18 protein-coding genes are annotated in these 21,255 nt (G+C 64.7%); 11 read left to right on the top strand and 7 right to left on the bottom strand.

Features of this window, described 5'->3' with window-relative positions; all coding sequences use genetic code 11:
* The first annotated feature begins 110 nt into the window (after nucleotides 1–110).
* On the top strand, nucleotides 111–1,367 hold the full coding sequence (locus tag FYB76_RS21885; RefSeq protein ID WP_154135028.1) for an MFS transporter: 1,257 nt from the start codon (nucleotides 111–113) through the stop codon (nucleotides 1,365–1,367).
* Between the two features lie 92 nt (nucleotides 1,368–1,459).
* Here the strand turns inward: FYB76_RS21885 and yfcF are convergent, their stop codons facing one another.
* Nucleotides 1,460–2,110: a glutathione transferase gene (yfcF, locus tag FYB76_RS21880; protein WP_154135027.1), complete on the bottom strand. Its 651-nt coding sequence runs from the start codon at nucleotides 2,108–2,110 to the stop codon at nucleotides 1,460–1,462.
* Between the two features lie 433 nt (nucleotides 2,111–2,543).
* Between yfcF and FYB76_RS21875 the strand changes: the two genes are divergently transcribed.
* Entirely contained in the window at nucleotides 2,544–2,840 is a 297-nt protein-coding gene (locus FYB76_RS21875; RefSeq protein ID WP_034331747.1) for a type II toxin-antitoxin system MqsR family toxin, read from the top strand.
* Between the two features lies 1 nt (nucleotide 2,841).
* Nucleotides 2,842–3,324, top strand: coding sequence for a type II TA system antitoxin MqsA family protein (locus FYB76_RS21870; RefSeq protein ID WP_154135026.1), 483 nt, complete (start codon nucleotides 2,842–2,844; stop codon nucleotides 3,322–3,324).
* 60 nt (nucleotides 3,325–3,384) lie between these two features.
* Here the strand turns inward: FYB76_RS21870 and FYB76_RS21865 are convergent, their stop codons facing one another.
* On the bottom strand, nucleotides 3,385–4,119 hold the full coding sequence (locus FYB76_RS21865) for a GntR family transcriptional regulator (protein ID WP_154135025.1): 735 nt from the start codon (nucleotides 4,117–4,119) through the stop codon (nucleotides 3,385–3,387).
* Between the two features lie 404 nt (nucleotides 4,120–4,523).
* Between FYB76_RS21865 and FYB76_RS21860 the strand changes: the two genes are divergently transcribed.
* From FYB76_RS21860 to FYB76_RS21850, 3 genes are all read left to right on the top strand, one after another.
* Nucleotides 4,524–5,765 (top strand): MFS transporter, encoded by a 1,242-nt coding sequence (locus FYB76_RS21860; RefSeq protein ID WP_088755523.1) that lies wholly within the window; start codon nucleotides 4,524–4,526, stop codon nucleotides 5,763–5,765.
* On the top strand, nucleotides 5,762–6,598 hold the full coding sequence (locus FYB76_RS21855) for an amidohydrolase (RefSeq protein ID WP_370516394.1): 837 nt from the start codon (nucleotides 5,762–5,764) through the stop codon (nucleotides 6,596–6,598). Before FYB76_RS21860 ends, FYB76_RS21855 begins: the two co-directional genes overlap by 4 nt.
* Nucleotides 6,599–6,771: 173 nt before the next feature.
* Entirely contained in the window at nucleotides 6,772–8,322 is a 1,551-nt protein-coding gene (locus FYB76_RS21850) for a methyl-accepting chemotaxis protein (RefSeq protein ID WP_088755524.1), read from the top strand.
* Nucleotides 8,323–8,426: 104 nt separating this feature from the next.
* On the opposite strand, the gene FYB76_RS21845 is transcribed toward FYB76_RS21850, so the two are convergent.
* Complete coding sequence (locus FYB76_RS21845) at nucleotides 8,427–9,053, bottom strand: cysteine hydrolase family protein (RefSeq protein ID WP_088755525.1); 627 nt, start codon at nucleotides 9,051–9,053, stop codon at nucleotides 8,427–8,429.
* A 241-nt stretch (nucleotides 9,054–9,294) separates the two neighbouring features.
* Between FYB76_RS21845 and FYB76_RS21840 the strand changes: the two genes are divergently transcribed.
* Both FYB76_RS21840 and FYB76_RS21835 read left to right on the top strand, forming a co-directional pair.
* Nucleotides 9,295–10,962: a phosphoethanolamine transferase gene (locus tag FYB76_RS21840; RefSeq protein ID WP_154135024.1), complete on the top strand. Its 1,668-nt coding sequence runs from the start codon at nucleotides 9,295–9,297 to the stop codon at nucleotides 10,960–10,962.
* Nucleotides 10,963–11,041: 79 nt separating this feature from the next.
* Nucleotides 11,042–12,328: an FAD-binding oxidoreductase gene (locus FYB76_RS21835; RefSeq protein WP_154135023.1), complete on the top strand. Its 1,287-nt coding sequence runs from the start codon at nucleotides 11,042–11,044 to the stop codon at nucleotides 12,326–12,328.
* Between the two features lie 9 nt (nucleotides 12,329–12,337).
* Here the strand turns inward: FYB76_RS21835 and FYB76_RS21830 are convergent, their stop codons facing one another.
* Nucleotides 12,338–12,868 carry a cysteine hydrolase family protein gene (locus FYB76_RS21830; protein ID WP_154135022.1) on the bottom strand — a complete coding sequence of 177 codons (531 nt, stop codon included), beginning with the start codon at nucleotides 12,866–12,868 and terminating at the stop codon, nucleotides 12,338–12,340.
* Between the two features lie 168 nt (nucleotides 12,869–13,036).
* Between FYB76_RS21830 and FYB76_RS21825 the strand changes: the two genes are divergently transcribed.
* A complete protein-coding gene (locus FYB76_RS21825; RefSeq protein ID WP_034331740.1) occupies nucleotides 13,037–13,216 on the top strand; it encodes a hypothetical protein in 180 nt (59 codons plus the stop codon).
* Between the two features lie 57 nt (nucleotides 13,217–13,273).
* Entirely contained in the window at nucleotides 13,274–15,763 is a 2,490-nt protein-coding gene (locus FYB76_RS21820) for a DEAD/DEAH box helicase (protein WP_154135021.1), read from the top strand.
* Between the two features lie 42 nt (nucleotides 15,764–15,805).
* On the opposite strand, the gene FYB76_RS21815 is transcribed toward FYB76_RS21820, so the two are convergent.
* Nucleotides 15,806–17,239 carry an MFS transporter gene (locus FYB76_RS21815; RefSeq protein WP_154135020.1) on the bottom strand — a complete coding sequence of 478 codons (1,434 nt, stop codon included), beginning with the start codon at nucleotides 17,237–17,239 and terminating at the stop codon, nucleotides 15,806–15,808.
* 176 nt (nucleotides 17,240–17,415) lie between these two features.
* Complete coding sequence (locus FYB76_RS21810) at nucleotides 17,416–18,615, bottom strand: ATP-binding protein (protein WP_088755530.1); 1,200 nt, start codon at nucleotides 18,613–18,615, stop codon at nucleotides 17,416–17,418.
* 276 nt (nucleotides 18,616–18,891) lie between these two features.
* On the opposite strand from FYB76_RS21810, the gene FYB76_RS21805 reads away from it, so the two are divergent.
* The gene (locus tag FYB76_RS21805; protein ID WP_154135019.1) at nucleotides 18,892–19,173 is read left to right on the top strand and encodes a hypothetical protein; all 282 of its coding nucleotides are present in this window, start codon (nucleotides 18,892–18,894) and stop codon (nucleotides 19,171–19,173) included.
* A gap of 42 nt (nucleotides 19,174–19,215) precedes the next feature.
* Here FYB76_RS21805 and FYB76_RS21800 read toward each other — a convergent pair whose 3' ends face one another.
* A complete protein-coding gene (locus tag FYB76_RS21800) occupies nucleotides 19,216–21,090 on the bottom strand; it encodes a sigma-54-dependent Fis family transcriptional regulator (RefSeq protein ID WP_154135018.1) in 1,875 nt (624 codons plus the stop codon).
* Nucleotides 21,091–21,255: the final 165 nt, after the last annotated feature.

Genomic DNA, 21,255 nt, shown 5'->3' with positions numbered 1-21,255 from the left:
GGGATGCCGGCTGTGCGCCATCCACCGCGAGAGCGGGCGCGCAACCGCACCCCCAGGCGACGGGCCGCGCATTGCCTGCCCTTTGAAGAACTATCCATTTTGGAGACGCCATGAAGTACGTAAGAGGAATCCGCTGGTACATGGTGACGCTGGTCACCCTGGCCCTGATCGTCAATTACCTGGCCCGCAACACGCTATCGGTGGCCGCCCCGACCATGATGAAAGAGCTGGACATGAGTACCCAGCAGTATTCCTACATCGTGGTGGCATGGCAGATCTGCTATGCGGTCATGCAGCCGGTGGCCGGCTACGTTCTCGACGCGGTGGGCACCAAGATCGGCTTCGGCATCTTCGCCCTGGCCTGGTCGCTGGTGTGTGCCGCCGCCGCCCTGGCGACCGGCTGGCAGAGCCTGGCCTTCTTCCGCGCGCTGCTGGGCATGACCGAGGCGGCCGGCATTCCTGGCGGCGTGAAGGCGTCCACCGAGTGGTTCCCGGCCAAGGAACGGTCGGTGGCCATCGGCTGGTTCAACATCGGCTCGTCCATCGGCGCGCTGTGCGCACCACCCCTGGTGGTATGGACCATCCTGCACGGCGGCTGGAAGATGTCCTTCGTGGTGGTGGGCGTGCTGGGCGTGTTGTGGTTTTTCCTGTGGATGCTGTTCTACAAGAGCCCGCGTGACCAGAAGCTGCTCTCGCCGGAAGAGCGCGCCTACATCCTCGACGGCCAGGAAAAGACCCCTGAAAAAGTCGTGCGCGAAAGCTGGACCAAGATCGTGCGCAGCCAGAATTTCTGGTCGATCGCCATCCCGCGCTTCCTGTCGGAACCGGCGTGGCAGACCTTCAATGCCTGGATCCCCTTGTACATGGCTACCGAGCGCCACATGAACATCAAGGAAATCGCCATGTTCGCCTGGCTGCCTTTCCTGGCGGCCGATATCGGTTGCGTGCTGGGCGGCTACCTGAGCCCGTTCTTCCACAAGCACCTGAATGTGTCGCTGTTCACCTCGCGCAAGCTGGTCATGCTGGTGGGTAGCCTTGCCATGATCGGTCCGGCCTGCGTGGGTTTCGTTGATAGTCCGTATGTGGCCATCGCCTTGCTTTCCATCGGCGGCTTTGCGCACCAGACGCTGTCGGGCGCGTTGTATTCGATCACTTCCGACGTCTTCACCAAGAACCAGGTGGCCACCGCCACCGGCCTGACCGGCATGAGCGGCTACCTGGGCGCGACGCTGTTCACGCTGCTCTTCGGCATTCTCGTCACACAGATTGGCTATGGTCCCTTGTTCGTGCTGCTGGCGGCATTCGACCTGGTGGCCGTGGCGGTGGTGTTCGCCATTGCCCGTCCGCGTCCCGAGGCGATCGCCTGATTGCCCTCGCGCGCGGGTAGCTTCGAAGGGGCGGCGTCTTGGGACGCCGCCCTTTTTCATTGGGATCACCGATCAGTGATCACCGATGCTGTTCATGCCGTCAGCGGCGGGCGCTGCATCGCAACCCACTCCTGCACCGAGGGCCGCTGCCACTGTGCCTTGGCATAGGCGGCCAGACGCGGCGGTACCGGGTCGCCATGCAGTGCCAGGCGATTGATCATCAACGCCAGGTCGGTATCGGCGATGCACCACTGGCCGAAGAGGTGCTCCGCTCCCTGGGGCAGCAGCGCTTCGGCGAAACGGAACAGTCGTTGCGCTGCGGCCGCTGCCTGTGCCGACAGGGGCGGCTTGCGCGCGCCATAGAAGAGCACTTGGGTATTGCGCTCTTCGCGGATGGGCAGCAGGTCGCTGCGCAACCAGGCTTGCACCTGGCGCGCGCGTGCGCGTGAGGGGAGATGGGCGGGATAGACCGGCGACCCGCCGAAGACCTCTTCCAGGTATTCGGTGATGGCCGAGGATTCGGACAGCGCCAGCTCGCCATGCTGCAAGGTCGGCACGCGTGCCGTCAGGGAGAGTGCGGCATAGGCGGGATCGTGATGGGCGGCGGCGTCCAGATCGACCGTGTGCAGCGCGAAGGGCAAGTCCTTCTCGCGCAGGGTGACGAAGACCGACATGGCGTAGGGGCTGGTGTATTGGGCGTCGACGTGGAGTTGGAGATCGATCGGGGGACGAGCAGTTTGCATGTGTACCTCATGAAAAACGGTTGAAGAAAGCCGTTCCACCGGCAGCGCGCCGGGCGAGGTCTGGAAGAAGGGTGTGTTGCGATCCAGTCCCGCCAGGCATTCCGCCGGACGGGACGTGACATCCCCGTCAGCGGAGATGCCGTTTTTTGGTGTTCAGCCCATGCATGCAGGCGCCAGCGGCCGGGAGGGCAGCGGGTGTCTGGATGCGGGATCGCTTCAGGTGCATGGTGTGGGAAGTGATGGGCTGAGCGACGATAGTAAACGAGTTTCGCGCGACATTTCCATTCGTATGCATCAAAACCACAGAGTGCGTTTCAGAATCGCGGCTTCGCATCGGGCATCAGCCTCGCCCGGTGAACCAATTTCCTCCCGTTTCTCAAACCTCTTCGCTATCACCCGCTTGGCGATCATAACCAAGATGGTTATCATGCAAATGGAAAAGCACACGCCTCACTGCAAGCTGGAAGTCGTTCATTCATTGGTTCGCCAAGGGCGGGTGCGCAAGACGGCGTCGGCACTGCTGGGGGCAGCCGCTATGGGTATCGACGAGATGGGCATGGTGGCCATCGTGGCCAGTCTGGGCAAGCGCGACTTCTACAAGAGCATGACTACGCATGACGATCATCGCATCTGGCAGGACGTGTACCGCCCGTCGACACGGCATGGGGTGCTCTATCTCAAGCTGACCGTGGTCGATGATGTGCTGATCGTATCCTTCAAGGAGAAATGACATGAAATGCCCCCAATGCGGAGGTGCTACGCTGGTACGCGACAGGCGCGACCTGCCGTATGCCTACAAAGGCGAAACCACGATGATCGCTGCCGTCAGCGGCCAGTACTGCCCGCGTTGCGGGGAATGCCTGCCGGATCCCGACGAAGAAGAAAGGATCTCGGCCGAAGCCTTGGCTTTCAACAAGACGGTCAATGCCGGACTGATCGATCCGGAGGAGATCATTGCCGCGCGCCAGGCATTGCAACTGGGCCAGCGCGAAGCCAGTCTGCTGTTCGGCGGGGGCGTCAATGCCTTCAATCGCTACGAGGCCGGCAAAATCAAGCCGCCTCGCGCGCTGGTGTTGCTGCTGCGGCTGCTGCGCAATCATCCGGGTTTGCTGCGTGAATTGCGCAATGAATCACCTCGCGCGCCGCACGCAGTTTCGGTGTGCGCCGTGCAGGAACCCGCCCGGCCTGTGCGTGCGCGAAGGCCCGCCAAGTAAAGCAAGCGCTCCAGAGGGAGCGCCAAAGTCCCTCCTGGCTTGGTTCGCGCGTACGCTGTTTCAGCGAATCTCCGCGCTATACCTGAACTTGCTCGCCGCCCCGCGCGATTGCCGCCATTCCAGCGGCGCACCATCCGAACCGAAAGCCACCCGTTCGATCACTACTACCGGCGTTTTTTCCTTCAGACCAAGCAGCCGGGCCTGCGCCGCCGTCACCGTTTCCACCGTCAGGGTCTCGCGTGCCGAGGCGACGATGAGTCCGCATTCGCGTTCATAGAGCGGATAGAGCAGGTCGCCGAAATCCTCCGGTGCCTTGTCCGCCAAGGCCTTGAAGCGCTGGGCGCAGAGGTAGATGTTCTCCGCCAGCACCGGCTGCCCATCCACCTTGCGCAGGCGCAGCAGTTCGATCACCCGGGCATGCGCTTTCAGGTGCAAGGCCTCGGCCGCCTGGCGTGGCGCTTCGATGACCTTGCGGCTGACGATGACGCTCTTGGGTGCCAGCGGGCGGCCGTCGGGCGATTCAAAGCGGAAGAAGCGGAACAGCGAGTTGTCGAAACGCGCCTTGCGTACGAAGGTGCCGCGCCCATGGGTGCGTTCCACCAGGCCTTCGCTCATGAGCGTCTCGATCGCGCGGCGCACCGTTCCTACCGCCACCTGGAAAGACTGGCTCAGTTCGGCCTCGGAGGGAATGGCCTGGCCCGGTTGCCACTTCTGGGCACGGATCTGGGCCGCGAGCTGATCGCGCAATTGCAGGTACAACGGCAGGCGCGCATCGGCGCGGTTCTGGTCAAGCATGGAGGGAATGGCCTTGCAAACGGGAAAGTGCCCAGTCTACCTGTGGCGGGCGAGCTTCACAACGACAGGGTGAACAGTGCCGGCCTCCAGCGGGCGGCACAGTGCGCCTTCCCTTGTCCGGCACTTGCGCCCGGTGGATGATGCGCCCAACCCATGTCATGCCGGCCGGACTTTCGCGCCGGGCGATGCAGCGTGGTTTGCCGTAAAGACAAGCAGCCGATGAGGATTGTTGAGTCACCGCAGCTGTGTTATCGTGCGACAACTCATATATATGACTATATGAGTAGTCAACCAGATAAATCAATCAGCTTCGCGCCACCATCGGTTTTCCCCATGCTCCGGCACCGCTTGACGCCGGCGCGGGAACGCCGTAGTTGCGCGCCTTCAGCTTAGAGGACGAGACAATGTTTTCATGGTATCGGCAGGTCACTGCCAAGGAACGCAAGACTTTCTGGGCCTGCTTCAGCGGGTGGGCGCTGGATGCACTGGATGTGCAGATGTTCAGCCTGGCCATCCCCGCGCTGATCGCGGCCTTTTCACTCTCCAAGGCGGACGCCGGCATGATCAGCGGCGCCACCCTGGTGGCGTCGGCCATCGGTGGCTGGTTCGCCGGCGCCCTGTCGGATCGTTACGGGCGCGTCAAGACCCTGCAGATCACCATCATCTGGTTTTCCTTCTTCACCTTCCTGAGCGCCTTCGCCCAGAGCTATCCGCAGCTGCTGGTCCTCAAGGCGCTGCAAGGCTTCGGCTTCGGCGGTGAATGGGCGGCCGGTGCAGTGCTGATGGCCGAGACCATCCGTGCCGAACATCGCGGCCGTGCGATGGGTACCGTGCAGAGCGCCTGGGCCGTCGGCTGGGGCGGTGCGGTGCTGCTGTTCTCGGTGCTCTTCACGATGCTGCCGCAGGAAATGGCGTGGCGCGTGATGTTCGTCATCGGCCTGCTGCCCGCACTGCTGGTGGTCTACGTGCGCCGCTCGGTGCCCGAGACCGATGCCTTCCTGGCCGGCCGCAAGGCCGTCGCCGGCAAGCCTGCGGCCAGTACGCTTCTGGGCATCTTCCGTCCCGACGTGCTGCGCCTGACCCTCATCGGCAGCCTGCTCGGCGTGGGCGCACACGGTGGCTACTACGCGCTGATGACCTGGCTGCCCACTTACCTGAAGACCGAGAAGCACCTGTCGGTGCTCTCCACCGGCGGTTACCTGGCCGTCATCATCATCGCCTTCTGGTGCGGTTGCATCGCCAGTGCGCAATTGCTGGACCGCATCGGCCGCCGCCGTACCGTGGCGTCCTTCGCGCTGTGCTGCGTGGCCACCGTGCTGTGCTACATCTTCCTGCCGCTCACCGATACCCAGATGCTGATCTGCGGCTTCCCGCTGGGCTTCTTTGCTGCCGGCATCCCGGCCAGCCTGGGTGCGCTGTTCAACGAGCTCTACCCGAGCGGCATCCGTGGCACCGGCGTGGGCTTCTGCTACAACTTCGGGCGCGTGGCCTCGGCCGGCTTCCCGGTGCTGGTCGGCCACATGAGCGACTCCATGCCGCTGGGCCAGGCCATCGGCATCGATGCCGCCATCGCTTATTCGCTGGTGGTGATCGCCGTGCTGATGCTGCCCGAAACCAAGGGCCGCCAGATGGAAACCGGCGCATGAACACCACCCCCGCCATGGCCCTACCGGCGCAGCGCATCGACACCCATGCGCACGTGTTTGCGCGCAGCCTGCCGATGGCCGACGCGCGCCGCTATACGCCTGCCTACGACGTCACCGTCGAGGAGTACCTGGCGCGCCTGGATGCGCATGGCATGAGCCACGGCGTGCTGGTGCAGCCCAGCTTCCTGGGCAGCGACAACAGCTACCTGCTGCAGGCCATCGCCCGCGCGCCGCAGCGCCTGCGCGGCATCGCCATGATCGATGCGCAGTGCGAGGACACGCAATTGCAGGCCCTGCATCAAGGGGGCGTGGTCGGGGTGCGTTTCAACCTGGTCGGCGGCGCACCGCTGCCCGATTTCCAGGGCGCGTGGCGCGACACGCTCACCCGCGTTGCCGCCCTGGGCTGGCAGGTCGAGATCCATCGCGAGGCAGGTGATTTGCCGCTGGTGCTGGAGCCCTTGCTGAAGTTGGGCCTGAAGGTGGTGGTCGATCACTTCGGCCGGGTCGACCCGGCATTGGGTGTGGACGATCCGGGATTCCGCTACCTGCTCTCCACCGGCGCTTCGCGCCAGGTGTGGGTCAAGTTGTCGGCGCAGTACCGCAATGGCGGCAGCGAGGGGGGCGCACATTTCGCCGGCCAGGCATGGCCGCTGCTGCGCCAGCACCTGGGGACGGATCGGTTGCTGTGGGGCAGCGACTGGCCGCATACCCAGCATGAAAGCATGACCAGCTATGCCGACAGCTGGCGGCGCTTTGAAACCCTGGTCAGCGACGAGGCAGATCGTCGTCGCATCACTGGCGAGACGGCGGCGCAGCTGTTCCAGTTCGCCTGAGCCTGCAACAGGCTGGAGGGCGGCCGCCTTGGGCCATGGCATTCCGGACCCGGTTCGCATGACGAGCTGGGTCCTTTGTTTTTGCGGGAAAGGAAATGGCGGATTGCCAATCTTCCTGCGTGATGGAAATGCCGCATCGGGCGGCGCAAGCAATGAGGGAAAGGGGTATCACCATGAAATGGTTCATGAACAGGAAGATCGCCACCAAGCTGCTGCTGTCCTTCGTGACGGTGCTGGGGCTGATGAGTGCACTGGGTCTGTTTGCGGTCTACCAGATGGACAAGGTCAATGACGCAGCCACCGAAATCGCCCACAAATGGGAACCCGGCATCCGTATCAGCCTGATGCTGGAACGCACGCTGGTGCGCGTGCGCTCCACTGAATTCCAGCACATCCTGGGCAATGAGCAGACCATGGCCACGCTGGAAAAAGCACTCACCGAGCGCTATGCCGAATTTGCCACGCTGGAGACGCAGTATCGCCAGCTCGGTCTCACCGCCGAGGAAGCCAGCGCCTTCGACCAGCTCAGCAAGACGCTGGCGGCCTATCTGGTGGAACACAAGAAAATCATCGCGCTGTCCCGGGACAATCACAAGGAAGACGCCCTGGCCCTGACCAAGGGCGATTCGCTCAAGGCCTATCGCGCCATCGAGAAGCAATTCGCCACCCTGCGCCAGGCCAACATCGACCACAAGGAAGAAGCCAACACCCGCGCCGACCAGGTCTTCGGGAGTTCGCAGCGCTGGATCATCGGGCTGTTGGTGGCCGGCATCCTGATCGGCCTGGTACTGGCCATCGCCATTGCCCGGGTGGTCTCGCATCCGCTGGCCGAAGCGCTGACACTGGCGCGGCGCGTGGCCGCCAATGATCTCAGCGGCCAGGTCAGCGTGCGCAGCCGTGACGAAACCGGCCAGCTCATGCAAGCGTTGAATGACATGACGGCAAGCCTGGGCAGCATGGTGGGTGAAGTCCATCGCAGCATCGCCATCATCAACACGGCGTCCGGCGAAATCGCCAGCGGCAATGCCGACCTGTCTTCCCGCACCGAATCGCAGGCCTCCAGCCTGGAAGAGACGGCCTCGGCGATGGAGCAGCTGACCTCCACCGTGCGCCAGAATGCCGATCACGCGCACCAGGCCAACGAACTGGTGAACACGTCCTCGCGCCTGGCCAGCGAAGGGGGTGCCGTGGTGGACCGCGTGGTGCAGACCATGGGCGAGATCCGTACCGGATCGGCGCGCATTGCCGACATCATCGGGGTCATCGACGGGATCGCCTTCCAGACCAATATCCTGGCCTTGAACGCCGCCGTGGAAGCGGCGCGTGCCGGCGAACAAGGGCGTGGCTTTGCCGTGGTCGCCACCGAAGTGCGCAGCCTGGCCCAGCGTTCGGCCGCCGCCGCGCGCGAGATCAAGGAGCTCATCGAGGGATCGGTACAGCAGGTGGCCACCGGCGCGGACCTGGTCGACCAGGCCGGGCGGACCATGCACCAGATCGTCGATTCAGTGGCGCGCGTGGCCACCCTGATGAGTGAAATTGCCGTGGCCAGCCGCGAACAAAGCCGCGGCATCGAAGAGATCAACAACGCCGTCACGCAGATGGATGAAGGTACCCAGCAGAACGCCGCGCTGGTGGAACAGGCCGCCGCAGCCGCTCATTCCCTGCGCGACCAGACGCACCAGCTGGCGGGCCTGGTCGCTCGCTTCCAGCTGCGCACTGCATGAGAAACAGCCACTGCGATTGATGCATGGCCTGCATCAACACCCATCATTGATGCATCCGCTGCACCATCGCTCCAGCGGATCATTCCTGCAGCGCGCCGCCGGCCTTACTCGATCCAGCTCAACTGCGTGAGCTTGACGCGCTCGCCCAGGCGCGGCGCATTGACCAGGTGCCACGCCGTGTATTGCTCGGCATAGGCGGTGTCGGAGGCCATCAGGTCGACCGGCACCACCACGTCAAAGCCACGGAAGGCGGCGCTGGCCGCCGTATGCAGCACTGCGCCGTGGGCGGCAGCACCGATGCAGACCACGGTCTTGATACCTTTTTCGCGCAGCATCTTTTCCAGGTCGGTGTTGACGAACTTGTCCGGGCCGGATTTGAACAGCGGCTCGCCGCCCTGCATGGCGGCTTCAGGCCAGATGTCGGCCGGGGTACTGTTGCCGCCCAGGGTGTAGATCACCGGAACCTTCTTCTCGCGTGCCATGGCCAGCAGCTTGGCCACGCGCGGCAGCATGGCCACGCAGCGCGGACGCGTATCCGGATGGCAGGTCTGGCGGGCGATGTCGAGCACCAGCACGGCGGTGGTGGCCGGGTCGATGACCACGTGCGACAGCGCCGGCGCGGCCGGGGCCTTCACCGCCGACCAGTCGTCATAGACGCCTTGGGCCGCAGCCGGGATGCTTGCCGCGAGGCCCATCAGGGCTGCCAGGAGGGCGTGGGAAAAGAGGCGCATGGGTTTCCTTTCAGGAACAGGGGGAGCCTGGAGAATCGGTATGGTTGTTCATTTCGTGCTCACTTCCCGCAGCGTGCGATACTCTGCCCGCCACGCGGAAACAAATTATCGCTGAGCTTGTCCTATCGCGCAGGCCAGGCAGCGCATTTGTGCCACCGGGGACAAGCCGCCAGGGAAGCGGCGCGACGGATAATATTTCACCAGGACAACATCTTGCCGATGGGGCGGCTGAAAGACAGCATTGAACAAACTGCTTGCGCGACTCGGGCTGGGTTTGACCGGCCTGGTCTTCTTCTGGGCACTGGAGTGCATCAGCACCAACGAACTGGCCAAGAGCGGCGTGCTAATGGCAGCCGCCTTGCCGGGCATCGCCGGGCTGTTCCTGGTCTTGCCGTGGCTGCGCGAGCGTCCGCGCTGGTTCTCGCGCACGGCCCTGGCCATCATCGGGCTGTTCTTCCTGGATGCAGCCATCAAGGGGTTCCTGCGCGACTACTTCGGCCTGCGCCCCAATCCCATCCTGGTGCTGCAAGCCATCTTCAACACCAACCCGGCCGAGAGCAGCGAATTCTTCCGTCATAACGGCCGCGACCTGGCCGAGTCACTGGGCCTGCTGCTGGTGGCCTGGACCGGGCTGTGGCTGGGCGAACGCTGGCTGCTGCGCCGTGAGCAGGCACGGCCAGCCGCGCCGTGGCGCTGGCGCGGCCGGGTGGCCGTGGGCAGCTTGCTGGTCGTGTTCGTGGCATTGCATTTCAATCCCACCATGGCCAAGGAAAATCCGCTGCTGTTCTGGCCCATCCGTTATCTGGACTATCGCGAGCAACTGGCCCAGGCTGCCCACATGGAAGCGGATGTGGCCCGCAACATGGCGCATCGCTCCGACTGGCAGGTGCGTTATGCGGGGCCCGAGCGCAACACCGTGGTGTGGATCATCGGCGAGAGCCTCAATCGCGCCAACATGTCGCTCTATGGCTATGAGCGCCCCACCTCGCCCACGCTGGAATCGATGCGCAAGGAGCTCATCGTGTTCCGTGACGTGGTCTCCTCGGCGCCGGCCACCATGGACTCGCTGATGAAGATGCTGACGCCGGCCGACCTCAACGATCCCCAGGCCTGGAACCGCAAGCCCGATGTGCTGATGCTGGCGCGCGAAGCAGGGTTCCGGATTCACTGGCTCTCCAACCAGCCGCCCAATGATGGCTGGCTGGGCCTGGTCTCGCGCCGTGCCGACGAGCAGGTGTTCATCAACAAGGGATCCGGGCGCGGCGAAAACAATTTCGACGGCAACCTGCTGCCGGCGCTGGAGACCGCCCTGCAGGACCCGGCCCCGAAAAAGCTGATCGTGGTGCACCTGCTGGGCGCGCATCCTACCTACGACATGCGCTATCCCAGCCAGTACGCGCGCTTTGACACCGTGCGTGATGGCGTGATGGAAAAACTGGAGGGGGCCGATCGTTCGGCATGGATACGCCAGCTGCGCAATGAATACGACAACGCCATGGCCTACAACGATTACGTGGTCGGCAACATGGCCAGGCTGACCATGAATGCGGCACGTGAAGACAATGCCAGCCTGCTCTTCAGTTCCGACCACGCGCAGGAAGTGGGGCACACCCGCAATCACGCCGGCCAGTCCGTCGCCGACGCCACCGGTTATGAAATCCCCATGCTGGTCTGGACCCGCTCCTTCACCGGCAAGAGCCCGGAAGACAAGGCCCGTCTCGAATACCGTCCCTACCAGACCGACCAGCTGGAGCATACGGTCATGGGTCTCATGGGCGTGCGCTCACGCTATTACGATGCACGCCATGACATCTTGAGCGAGGACTTCACCAGCGGCGTGTTCCACCAGCAGCGACGCATCAACGGCCAGCCTTACCAGCCGCGCACCGTGGCCTACAACCAGAATTGACGCAGCCAGCGCAGGCCTTCGGCCTGCCGCAGGATCCCGCCAGTTCTCGTATCATGCTGCTTTCGTCGCAGATCCCGCCATGTCCACTTCCCCCGAAATCGCCTTTCCCCGCCACGCCGTGATCATCGGCACCGGCGCCGTCGGCCTGATGAGCGCCATCCACGCACTCGACCAGGGCTTGCAGGTGACCCTGCTCGATTTCAACGAGGCCGGCAGCCAGGAGGCGTCCAGCTATGGCAATGCCGGCTGGCTGTCCTCGCACTCGGTGATCCCGCCGGTGGAGCCGGGCATGTGGAAGAAGGTGCCCGGCTACCTGATGGATCCGCTGGGTCCCTTGTCGATCCGCTGGCGTTACCTGCCGCGCCTCACCCCCTGGCTGGTGCGCAATCTCGCCAGCGCGCGCCGTGATCGCATCCGCACCACCGCACGCGCCCTGCGCACGCTGGTGGCCGACGCCCGCAGCCTGCATCTGGAAGTGGCGCAGCGTGCCGGTGTGGCGCACCTGATCGATACCTCGGGCGTGCTGCACGTCTACCGTTCGCGCCGGCATTTCGACAATGACGCCTTCGGCTGGGGCGTGCGCCGCGAGCTGGGCATCCAGTGGCAGGAAGTGGAGGGCGCGGCCCTGCGCGAACGCGAACCGGACCTGGATCCGGCCTTCGGCTTTGCGGTACAGGTCGACGAGGCCGGCCATTGCCGCAATCCCGGGGCTTACCTGCAGGCCTTGCAGGCCTATGCGTTGGCGCGCGGAGCGTGCCGGGTCGAGGGACGGGCCACCGGTTTCCGCGTGGAGAGCGGTCGCTTGAAGGCGGTGCTGACCGAACACGGTGAACTGGCCTGCGACGCTGCCGTCATCTGCGCGGGCGCACGCTCCAAGGCGCTGGCCGCCGCCGCCGGCGATCACGTGCAACTGGAGAGCGAGCGCGGCTATCACGCCGTCATTGGCGGGCACGAGCATGCAGCGCGTGTCCGCACCCCGATGATGGTGTCCGAATTCAAGATCATCGCCACGCAGATGGAAACGGGCTTGCGCATCGCCGGCCAGGTCGAGTTCGCGTCCTTCGAGGCGGCGCCTGACTGGCGGCGCGGCGAGATCATGCGCGACATCGCCCTGAAACTCTTCCCCGGCCTGCCGCGCACGCTGCCGGCGGAAGACGTGAAATACTGGCTGGGCCGCCGTCCCAGCACCCCCGACGGCATGCCCTGCATCGGCCCGGCCAGCGCCAGCGGCGACATCATCCACGCCTATGGACACGGTCACATCGGCCTGGGCTGCTCGGCGCGCACCGGGCGCATCGTCGCGCAGCTGCTGGCGGGGCAGGCGCCGGAAATCGACCTGGCGCCGTTCAGCCCGCAGCGCTTCTGAGGTCCGGCTTCAGAAAACGATATCGGCCGCCGCCGTGATGGTGGTGCGCACGCCATACGCCCCCAGGTTGGACAGCGTGGCCTGGTGGTGGGCCACCACCTGCTCCACCGACAACACCCCATTGGGCGCGGTGGTGTGCGCCCCGGCCGCCAGCGTCACCGGGAAGCCCAGCGCCAGCGCGCGGCGTACGCTCGATTCCACGCAGAACTCGGTCTGCATGCCGCCGATCACCAGGCGCGTTACGCCACGTTCGCGCAGCAGCGATTCCAGTGCCGTCTGGTGGAAGGCGTCCGAGCCGCGCTTGCGCAGGGTGAGGTCATCGTCCTGGTGTTGCAATCCCTGTGCGAGTTGCCATCCGGCACTGTCGTGTTGCAAGCTGCCACTGTCCTCATGCTGCACGAAGATCACCGGGGCACCCGCTGCGCGCGCACGGGCCGAGAGCAGGTTGATGTTGGCAATGGTGGCCGCGCCGTTGGCGACCGGCTCGGGGCCGGTGCACAGGGCTTGCTGGACGTCGATGATGAGCAGGGCAGTGGTCATGGTGGCGAACGCGTGGACAAGAGTGCGCTAGGGTAACAGAGCCCCGGCCAAGCGGCCCCGCAAGGATCTTGCCAGCCTGACACTGCGGCAATTTGTCCCATTACATCGGCCCCGGTGCTTGGCTACAATGAGGTCTCCCGAGCTTATTCCGTTTTTGCAACAATCTCCATGACTGCCCTCTTTGACCGCGTTGAAGGCTTCCTGCGCAAGGCATCCGGACTGCATATCCTGCTGGCCCTGCTGCTGGTGTGCGGCCTGCTGTGCTGGGCAGTGTGGGTATGGGCCACCGGCGAGGGCCGCACGCCCTTCGGCATGTTGGACTTCTGCATCACGCCGCCGGCGAAGTAAGCCTCCCGTCGCCCGGTTTCCCCGCCTTCCTGCACGCCCGGCCTGAAGCGCCCTACAATGGCCGCTTCCCCGTTTTTCATCGGCCGCATGCCTGCTTCGCCTTCCTCCAGTGCATTCCATCCCCGCCTGACCCTGCAGACGCTCACCCGTGGTGAGGGCTTGCTGGGCATGCGCGCGCACGGCCTGTTCGGGCCGCGTGGCGGCATGGTGACGGTGGCGCAGATCGACTGGGTCTATGGCGAGGGGGCACAGCGCTGGAGCATGCCGGCCCCTGTGGGCCACCCCGATGACGAGGCCGGTTACACGCCCGCGCATGTCGTGCGCGATCACGCCGCCGAGGCGGCAGCACTGGAGAGCATTCGCGAGATGGGCCTGCTGCCCCTGCGTGAGGATGCCCTGCAGTGGCGTGCCGAGAATCCCCTGCATGACGCCGGTCCGCTCTGGACCCTGATGCTGGAAGAATCCTTCGGTGATTTCTGGGCCGACCAGGCCCCGCGCCTGCAGCAGCAGGGCTGGACCTTGCGCGTGCATCCGGGTTTTGCGCATGAGAGCGTACCGGTGACCGCCTGGCGCTTCATCGTCAGCAGCCCGGCCGGTGAGGCCGGTGCGCGCGAGGTGGCCGCGCCCCTGCAGCCGCGCGCCTTCTCCAGCGAGATCTTCGATGGCCTCGACCCCAGTGGTCGCTGGCTGCTGGCGATGGGCATCGAGGTCGATGGCCAGACCCTGGATGTGGCGCCGATGGTGGCCGACCTGTTGCGGCGCGACCCGCGCTGGGCCGATGCGCAACAGGTGGAGCGCATGGATCCGCATGCCGTGATCTCGCTGCGTGCACCGGGCGGCCGCCGCATCGATGCCATGGCCGGTCCGCTCAAGGCGGTGGTGCTGTCCTTGCTGGATCTGCTGGTGGACCTCAAGCGCAAGGACGGTCAGCTGCAGCTCTCGCCCTGGGATGCCCATCGTCTGGATAGCCTGCAGACCGACCTGCAAGCACTGCAGGGTGGCGCGTCCTGGCACATGAGCGGCGCTGCCGGCGTACTGCAACTGGCCCGGCGCCTGCGTGCGGCCGGCAGCGTCCAGCCGGTGGCGCCGCCCGCAGGATTGGGCCTGACCCTGCGCGGCTACCAGCTGCAAGGCGTGGCCTGGATGCAGTACCTGCGCCAGCATGGCCTGGCCGGCATCCTGGCCGACGACATGGGCCTGGGCAAGACGGCGCAGGTGCTGGCCCATCTGCTCATCGAACAACAGGAGGGTCGGCTCGACCTGCCCGCGCTGGTGGTGGTGCCGACCTCGCTGCTGTTCAACTGGCGGCAGGAAGCCCAACGCATCGCCCCGGCCCTGCGCGTGCAGGTGCTGCATGGCCAGGACCGCGCGCGTCATGCCAGTGCCATCGCGCAGGGGCAGGCCGACCTGGTGCTGACTACCTATCCGCTGCTGTGGCGCGATCTCGACCTGCTGCTGTCGCTGCGCTTTCACCTGCTGGTGCTGGATGAGGCGCAGACCATCAAGAACGCCGCCGCCCGCAGCACTGCCGCCGCACGCCGCCTGCACGCACGTCATCGGCTTTGCATGACCGGCACGCCGCTGGAAAACCATCTGGGCGAATTGTGGAGCCAGTTCCATTTCCTCATGCCCGGCTTTCTCGGCGATGCGCGCAGCTTCGCGCGGCTCTGGCGCAAGCCCATCGAGCAGCAGGGCGAGACCGTCCGTGCCCGCCTGCTGGCCCAGCGCGTGCGCCCCTTCATCCTGCGCCGGCGCAAGGAGGATGTTTTGCAGGAGCTGCCGGCGCGCATCGAGATCGTCGAGCGCCTGCAATTGCAGGGCCGCCAGCGCGAGCTCTACGAGAGCGTGCGCATCGCTGCCGACAAGCAGGTTCGCCGTGCGCTGGAACGGCGCGGCCTCGGCAGCAGCCAGGTCTCGGTGATGGATGCGCTGCTCAAGCTGCGCCAGGTCTGCTGCGATCCCTACCTGTTGAAGCAGGGCCGCATGCCGCGCGGGCTGGAGCGCGCCAAGATCGAGTGGCTGCGCGATACCCTGCCCGCGCTGGTGGAGGAGGGGCGGCGCATCCTGCTGTTCTCGCAATTCACCAGCATGTTGGCCTTGATCGAAGCAGAACTGCAGGCGCTGCAACTGCCCTGCCTCATGCTCACCGGCGACACCGAACCGGCCGCCCGCAGCGGTGTAATTGAACGCTTCCAGCAAGGTGAAGTGCCGCTGATGCTGGTGAGCCTGAAGGTGGGGGGCGTCGGCCTGAACCTGACCGCTGCCGATACCGTGGTGCTGGCCGATCCCTGGTGGAACCCGGCCGTGGAAGAGCAGGCCATTGCCCGCGCGCACCGCCTGGGGCAGACGCGCCAGGTGTTCGTCTACAAGCTGGTCATCGAGGGCAGTATCGAAGAACGCCTGCTCGAACTGCAGACGCGCAAGTCGGCGCTGGCCGAGGGCATGCTGGGGCGCGATGACACCGCCACCATCAAGTTCGGCGAGGAGGAATTGCAGGCCTTGCTGGCGCCGCTGGGGGCGGGCATTGCGGAGAAAATCCTGTCATAAGCCCGGCTGATGACTGAACGGTATCGTCATCAGCTCAGGCATTCAGGATTTCCACTCCGCCACCTCTTCCAGCGTGCGCCGTTCCGCATCCACCGCAAAGCGCAGCGCACACCCCCCGGCCAGCAGCGCAAGGCATGCGCCCAGCGCATAGCCTGCGGCCACCGCATGGCGGTCACCGCTGGCGATGAGCCAGCCCAGCAGCACCGGCGCGACGAATCCGCCCACGCCGGTCCCGATGGCATAGAAAATCGAAATGGCCATGGCCCGCATGCGCAGCGGGAATACCTCGCTGGCCGTCAGGTAGGCCGAGCTGGCGGCCGCCGAGGCCACGAAGAACACCGCGCTCCAGCACAGCGCCAGTGAACGCGCATCCAGCAACCCGGCATTGAAGGCCCAGGCCGTGGCGGCCAGTCCCGCACCAGAGAGCAGGTAAGTGGCCGCGATCATGCGGCGGCGGCCGATGCTGTCGAACAGATGGCCCAACAGCAGCGGCCCGAGCACATTGCCCAGTGCAAAAGGAAAGATGTAGAGCGCCACGCGATGGTCCGGCACCTGGAAGAAACGCGTGAGCACCAGCGAATAGGTGAAGAAGATGGCGTTGTACACGAAGGCCTGCGCCACCATCATCAGCGCCACCATCACGCTGCGTTGGCGATAGCGATGCAGCAGCACGTGGGCGATCTCGCGCCAGGGCAGCATGCCGCTGCCTGCCGTGCCACCCTGGATCGACGCGCCGGGCGCGTGGTCCACGGCGGGCAGGGCTCCGTGTTGCTGCTCGACTTGCGCTTCGATGCTGCGCACCACCGCTTCGGCTTCTGCGTGGCGGCCATGCATGAGCAGCCAGCGCGGACTTTCCGGCACATGCCGCCGTACCAGCAGCACCGCTACTGCCAGCACGGCCCCCAGCAGGAAGCAGACGCGCCAGCCCAGTGCGGCACCCATCACCTGCGGGTCCAGGATCACCAGCGACAAGCCTGCACCCAGCGCTGCCCCGATCCAGAAACTGGCGTTGATGATGAGGTTGACCCGTCCCCGCACGCGCGCGGGCACCAGCTCATCAATGGCGGAATTGATGGCCGCGTACTCTCCGCCGATGCCAAGGCCAGTCACGAAGCGGCACAGTGCGAGGAACAGGAAATCCTGCGCAAAGGCGGTAGCCAATGTCGCCGCCATGTACAGCATGAGCGTCAGCATGAAGAGCCGCTTGCGACCCAGGCGGTCGGTGAGGCGGCCGAAGATGAGCGCGCCCAGCACGGTACCGGCGATGTAGAGCGAGCCGGTCCAGCCGACCTGCGCCGCATCCAGCGCCAGCGTATCGCTGCGCTCCAGCACGCTGCCCAGCGAGCCGACCAGGGTGACTTCCAGCCCGTCCAGCACCCAGGCCACGCCCAAGGCGATGACCACGCGCCAGTGCCAGCGCGACCAGGGCAGGCGGTCGAGGCGGGCAGGAATGGTGGCGGATGGGATGGCAATCATCGAGGGCTCCGTGGGCGAGACGAGGCGCACCGTGCAGCCTGCGCCTGAACGGCAGACCGCCCGCTGGCGGCGGGGGTTCCTGTGGATGAGCTTGGACGGCCAAATGCGATGATGACGTTATTTCTGGATTGGGTGACGTCCATGCCGCCCCTGTGGGAGCTCATGCCGAGGCACCGTTAAACCTCCGCATTGAGCCAGTCGCGGCCCGGCATGATTCGCTTCATGAAGTCATCAAACAAGGGAACGGTGAAGGCGGTGTCCCCATGTGTCGGACTCCAGATCATGCCTTTGGCAATCAGGCTGCTTCGTACCGGTCCCAGGGATGAGCTCTCTCGTCCCAATTCGGAAGCAATGTCTCCGGAGCGGTGAGGCCCCTGACCCAGCTCCGCCATCGCACGCAGGTATCTTTTTTCGGTGGGAGTGAGTCGGTCAAAACGTACGCGGAAGAAGCTTTCATCCAAAGCCGCGATAGCTTCGGTGGACGCTTTCTCGACATCTGCTTTGGTGATCGGACTTTTTTCGGCGACATCCCAAGCGTGTTTGCCCCATTCCTGCAGGAAGTAGGGATAGCCTTGGGTGTATTGAACGATCAGCTTGACTGCATCCTCGTCAACCGCGACGTTTTCGCTTGCAGCGGGTTTGACGATCGCATCAGTCGCATCCTCCTCTCCCAGAGGACCGATGGGAGGGAAAGCGAACAGTCGCTCTGCGTACGACTTCGCTTCACCCATGCGCCCCCTGAGCTGGGGCAAGCCGGCTCCAGCGACGATCAATGGCAATTTCTGCTGAGCACAACGGTGCAGCGCGGAGATAAGCGCTGCCATCTGAGGTTCGGGAACGTACTGCAGTTCGTCGATGTAGATGACCACTACTGTTTCTGCTGATTGAGCGGCTTTTCCAACTTGTTCGAGCAGCGCTGTCAGGTCGCCTTCCAGATCGCCGTTGTCGGCCAGACCGGGTTCAGCTTCGTAATCAAGACCGACTTCGATGTCGTTGAAGGTGACTTTCAGTTTCCCTACAAAGCCGGCCAATGCGCGCAAACCGCGCACCGCATAATCTTTCGACTTCTCCAGTCTGCTCAGGCGAAGCAAGCCCAGTCTCAACTGCGGCAAGAGCGCTGCGGGAAGGGATCTGCCTTCCGGTGCCTCGATGCGGATGGCCACAACGCCTTGTGCCTCTGCATCACGCATCATCTGGTCAAGCAGGACCGTCTTGCCTACCCCCCTCAGCCCGACCAGCATGATGCTCTTGTCGGCCTTGCCCAGACGCACACGCTGGATGCAGATGCTCATCTTTTCGCGAACCGCATCGCGACCTGCCAATTCAGGTGGTGGACTGCCCGCGCCGGGAGCGTAGGGGTTCGTGACCGGGTTCATATCTATCCTTTTTATGCATTTTATGTTGTAAGGATAAATTAGCTAAAGTCAGTAGACTCGTCAACCCGGCCGCCCGAAGCCTTGCCAAATACATTTGCATTCTAGAAAAATTTTGGCTTGTATTTCCGTGGGGCAAATTAATGAAAAGTCTGCAAATCCGCTGCATGTCATGTCAGCTCTGCACTGCTTTTTGCCTCAGTCATTTCCTGATGGGCGCGGACAGGGCCCCACGCTACCATCGCCGTATTGCCACCAACCAACCAGAGCGGGGAGGACATGGACTGGTTCGATACCATCATGCAGTACGTCATCTATGCCGCCCTGGCAGTGTGTTCGCTCGGGCTGGTGGCCTCCATTGCACTGTTCATCGCGCTGGAACACCGCTGGCAGGACCGCGTGCAGCAGGATGTAGAGGACCTCGCGCAGCATCTGCGACAGGCCCATCACGAAGCCAGCTTGCCCACGCATCCCTGGGAAGAACTGCGCAATCGCATCGGCGAGATGCAGATCGTGGCCGAGGAGAGCGACCGGCCCAGCCCCTACAAGAACGTCGCCTGACGGTCTTCGATGAATCGCCTGCCCGGCAGGCGATTCGTGCGTCTATCCCTGGCTTTCCTTTTTCTGCTGCCGGTACGCCAGCTGCGCACGCGTGATGCCCAGCAGGCGCGCCGCCGCCGACAGGTTGCCGCCGGCCCGTTCGATGGCCTCGGCGATCAGGGTCTGCTCAAGCGCTGGCAGGGAGAGCGCGGCGTCTTCTTCCTGCCGGCCGCTGCGCCATTGCTGCACCGTCTCCAGCAGGCTGCCTCCCGGTCCCGGCAGCTGTGAAGCTTTCTTCCCGCGCTCCTCCTGCCGCCCTGCGAGCGTGCCGGTCTCGCCTTCCCCTTCGCCCTGCAGCGCCAGCGACAGGACCTCGTCATTGAGCGTCTCGCCGCTGATGAACATGTGCGGCAAATCCAGCGGATGCCCTTGGGCCAGGATCACGCCACGCTCGATCAGGTTCTGCAGTTCGCGGATGTTGCCGGGGAAGCTGTAGTTGAGCAGCGCCTGCACGGCGCGCTGCGTGAACCCGCGTACCGCGATGGCGTGGCGTTGCCCGTAGAACTTGAGGAAGTGATGCATCAACAGCGGAATGTCGTCGCGCCGCTCGCGCAGCGGGGGCAGGTGGATCGGGAACACGTTGAGGCGGAAGAACAGGTCCTGCCGGAAGCGTCCCTCCCGGACCGCCACGGCCAGATCTTCATTGGTGGCGGCCACCACCCGCACCTTGACCTTGCGCGGACGGGTCGAACCGACGCGCTCGAATTCGCCCTCCTGCAGCACCCGCAGCAGCTTGCCCTGCGCTACCAGGCTCAAGGTCCCCACTTCATCGAGGAACAGCGTGCCGCCATCTGCCAGTTCGAAGCGGCCGGCGCGTGACTGCGTGGCCCCGGTGTAGGCGCCGCGTTCCACACCGAACAGTTCGGTCTCGATCAGCGTCTCGGGAATGGCTGCGCAATTGATGGCCACGAAGGGTTGGCGTTCGCGCCGACCGATCTGGTGCAGCATGCGCGCAAAGCGCTCCTTGCCCACCCCCGACTCGCCCGTGAAAAGCACGGTCGCATCAGTCGGTGCCACGCGGTTCAGCAGATGGCAGGCGGCGTTGAAGGCAGAGGAGGTACCCACCAGCGCACGCGTGAGATCGGCCTCCATGGCTTCCACCGCTTCGGCACTGAGCCCGCTGGCGCCGGTGGCGGCCGCTTCGCCATCGGTGGCCAGCATGCCGCTGCCGACGAAGTCCTGGGCATTGAGGTAGCGCAGGTCGTCTTCGGCATCGCTCCACAGTTCGGCCGATTTGCCGATCACGCGGCAATGGGGTGTGCCCATGGCGCGGCACTCCACCTCCCGGAAGATCACCAGGTGTCCCAGCAGCGTGCTGACGTAGCCGATGGCATAGCCGATCTGCTGCCAGCACGAGGGCGCGGTGGCAATGCCATAGGCGGCCAGGTGCTCATCGGCTTCGCTGGAGTTGTGCCAGAGGAATTCGCCCTCGTAGCGGCCACTGTCGGGGTCATAGCTGAAGCTGACCGGGATCACCTTGACCACCCCCTCCAGCGTATGCAGCCGGGTCCCGGCCATGAGGATGGTGGAGGGGTCGGCATCGGGCCAGCGTTCGCGCACCAGCTGCGCGTCGCGCGCGCCGGAGATGTAGCCGGCGCGGGTCAGCAGGCCGCGTGCCTTGTCGATGCCGAGATTGTCGATCAGCTCGCGCCGCAGCGTGCCCATGCTGCGGCTGTGGATGAGCAGCATGCGCTGGTCATTGAGCCAGATGCGGCCGTCGCCCGGCGAGAAGAACAGGCATTCGCCCAGGTCTGCCAGGGTCGGATGGGCATCCACGCTCCAGCGGTCGGTACTGGCAGAACTCAGCTGCACCGGGGCCGCGGCGCTGCCTTGGCTACGCACCATCTCGGCAAGGGAAATACGCTGGGATGGCGGCATGGGCAGGCTCCTGGCGGAAGGGGATAGCGGGGCGCGGGGGTGGGCGAGTTTCATCAAATGATGAAAGTTCAGTGGACTGATGGTTGGCGAATTTGCGCAATTGCGCAAGCTGCAGTGCATCAAGGATGTCGCTCCCCTGCAGCAAAATTTTCCCCCTGAAAGCTG

The sequence above is a fragment of the Herbaspirillum sp. CAH-3 genome, assembly GCF_009668275.1.
In the GTDB taxonomy this organism is placed as follows: domain Bacteria; phylum Pseudomonadota; class Gammaproteobacteria; order Burkholderiales; family Burkholderiaceae_D; genus Herbaspirillum; species Herbaspirillum aquaticum.
Note: the sequence above shows the minus strand (reverse complement) of the source record. Positions and strands in the feature narration are given on the sequence as shown.

Bases quoted from the DNA above. Each gene is read 5' to 3' on its own strand.
- FYB76_RS21860 (WP_088755523.1), top strand. From the start codon at position 4,524: ATGTTTTCATGGTATCGGCAGGTCACTGCCAAGGAACGCAAGACTTTC.
- FYB76_RS21850 (WP_088755524.1), top strand. From the start codon at position 6,772: ATGAAATGGTTCATGAACAGGAAGATCGCCACCAAGCTGCTGCTGTCC.
- FYB76_RS21805 (WP_154135019.1), top strand. From the start codon at position 18,892: ATGGACTGGTTCGATACCATCATGCAGTACGTCATCTATGCCGCCCTG.
- FYB76_RS21835 (WP_154135023.1), top strand. From the start codon at position 11,042: ATGTCCACTTCCCCCGAAATCGCCTTTCCCCGCCACGCCGTGATCATC.
- yfcF (WP_154135027.1), bottom strand. From the start codon at position 2,110: ATGCAAACTGCTCGTCCCCCGATCGATCTCCAACTCCACGTCGACGCC.
- FYB76_RS21825 (WP_034331740.1), top strand. From the start codon at position 13,037: ATGACTGCCCTCTTTGACCGCGTTGAAGGCTTCCTGCGCAAGGCATCC.
- FYB76_RS21845 (WP_088755525.1), bottom strand. From the start codon at position 9,053: ATGCGCCTCTTTTCCCACGCCCTCCTGGCAGCCCTGATGGGCCTCGCG.
- FYB76_RS21800 (WP_154135018.1), bottom strand. From the start codon at position 21,090: ATGCCGCCATCCCAGCGTATTTCCCTTGCCGAGATGGTGCGTAGCCAA.
- FYB76_RS21810 (WP_088755530.1), bottom strand. From the start codon at position 18,615: ATGAACCCGGTCACGAACCCCTACGCTCCCGGCGCGGGCAGTCCACCA.
- FYB76_RS21865 (WP_154135025.1), bottom strand. From the start codon at position 4,119: ATGCTTGACCAGAACCGCGCCGATGCGCGCCTGCCGTTGTACCTGCAA.
- FYB76_RS21820 (WP_154135021.1), top strand. From the start codon at position 13,274: ATGGCCGCTTCCCCGTTTTTCATCGGCCGCATGCCTGCTTCGCCTTCC.
- FYB76_RS21870 (WP_154135026.1), top strand. From the start codon at position 2,842: ATGAAATGCCCCCAATGCGGAGGTGCTACGCTGGTACGCGACAGGCGC.
- FYB76_RS21830 (WP_154135022.1), bottom strand. From the start codon at position 12,868: ATGACCACTGCCCTGCTCATCATCGACGTCCAGCAAGCCCTGTGCACC.
- FYB76_RS21875 (WP_034331747.1), top strand. From the start codon at position 2,544: ATGGAAAAGCACACGCCTCACTGCAAGCTGGAAGTCGTTCATTCATTG.
- FYB76_RS21815 (WP_154135020.1), bottom strand. From the start codon at position 17,239: ATGATTGCCATCCCATCCGCCACCATTCCTGCCCGCCTCGACCGCCTG.
- FYB76_RS21855 (WP_370516394.1), top strand. From the start codon at position 5,762: ATGAACACCACCCCCGCCATGGCCCTACCGGCGCAGCGCATCGACACC.
- FYB76_RS21885 (WP_154135028.1), top strand. From the start codon at position 111: ATGAAGTACGTAAGAGGAATCCGCTGGTACATGGTGACGCTGGTCACC.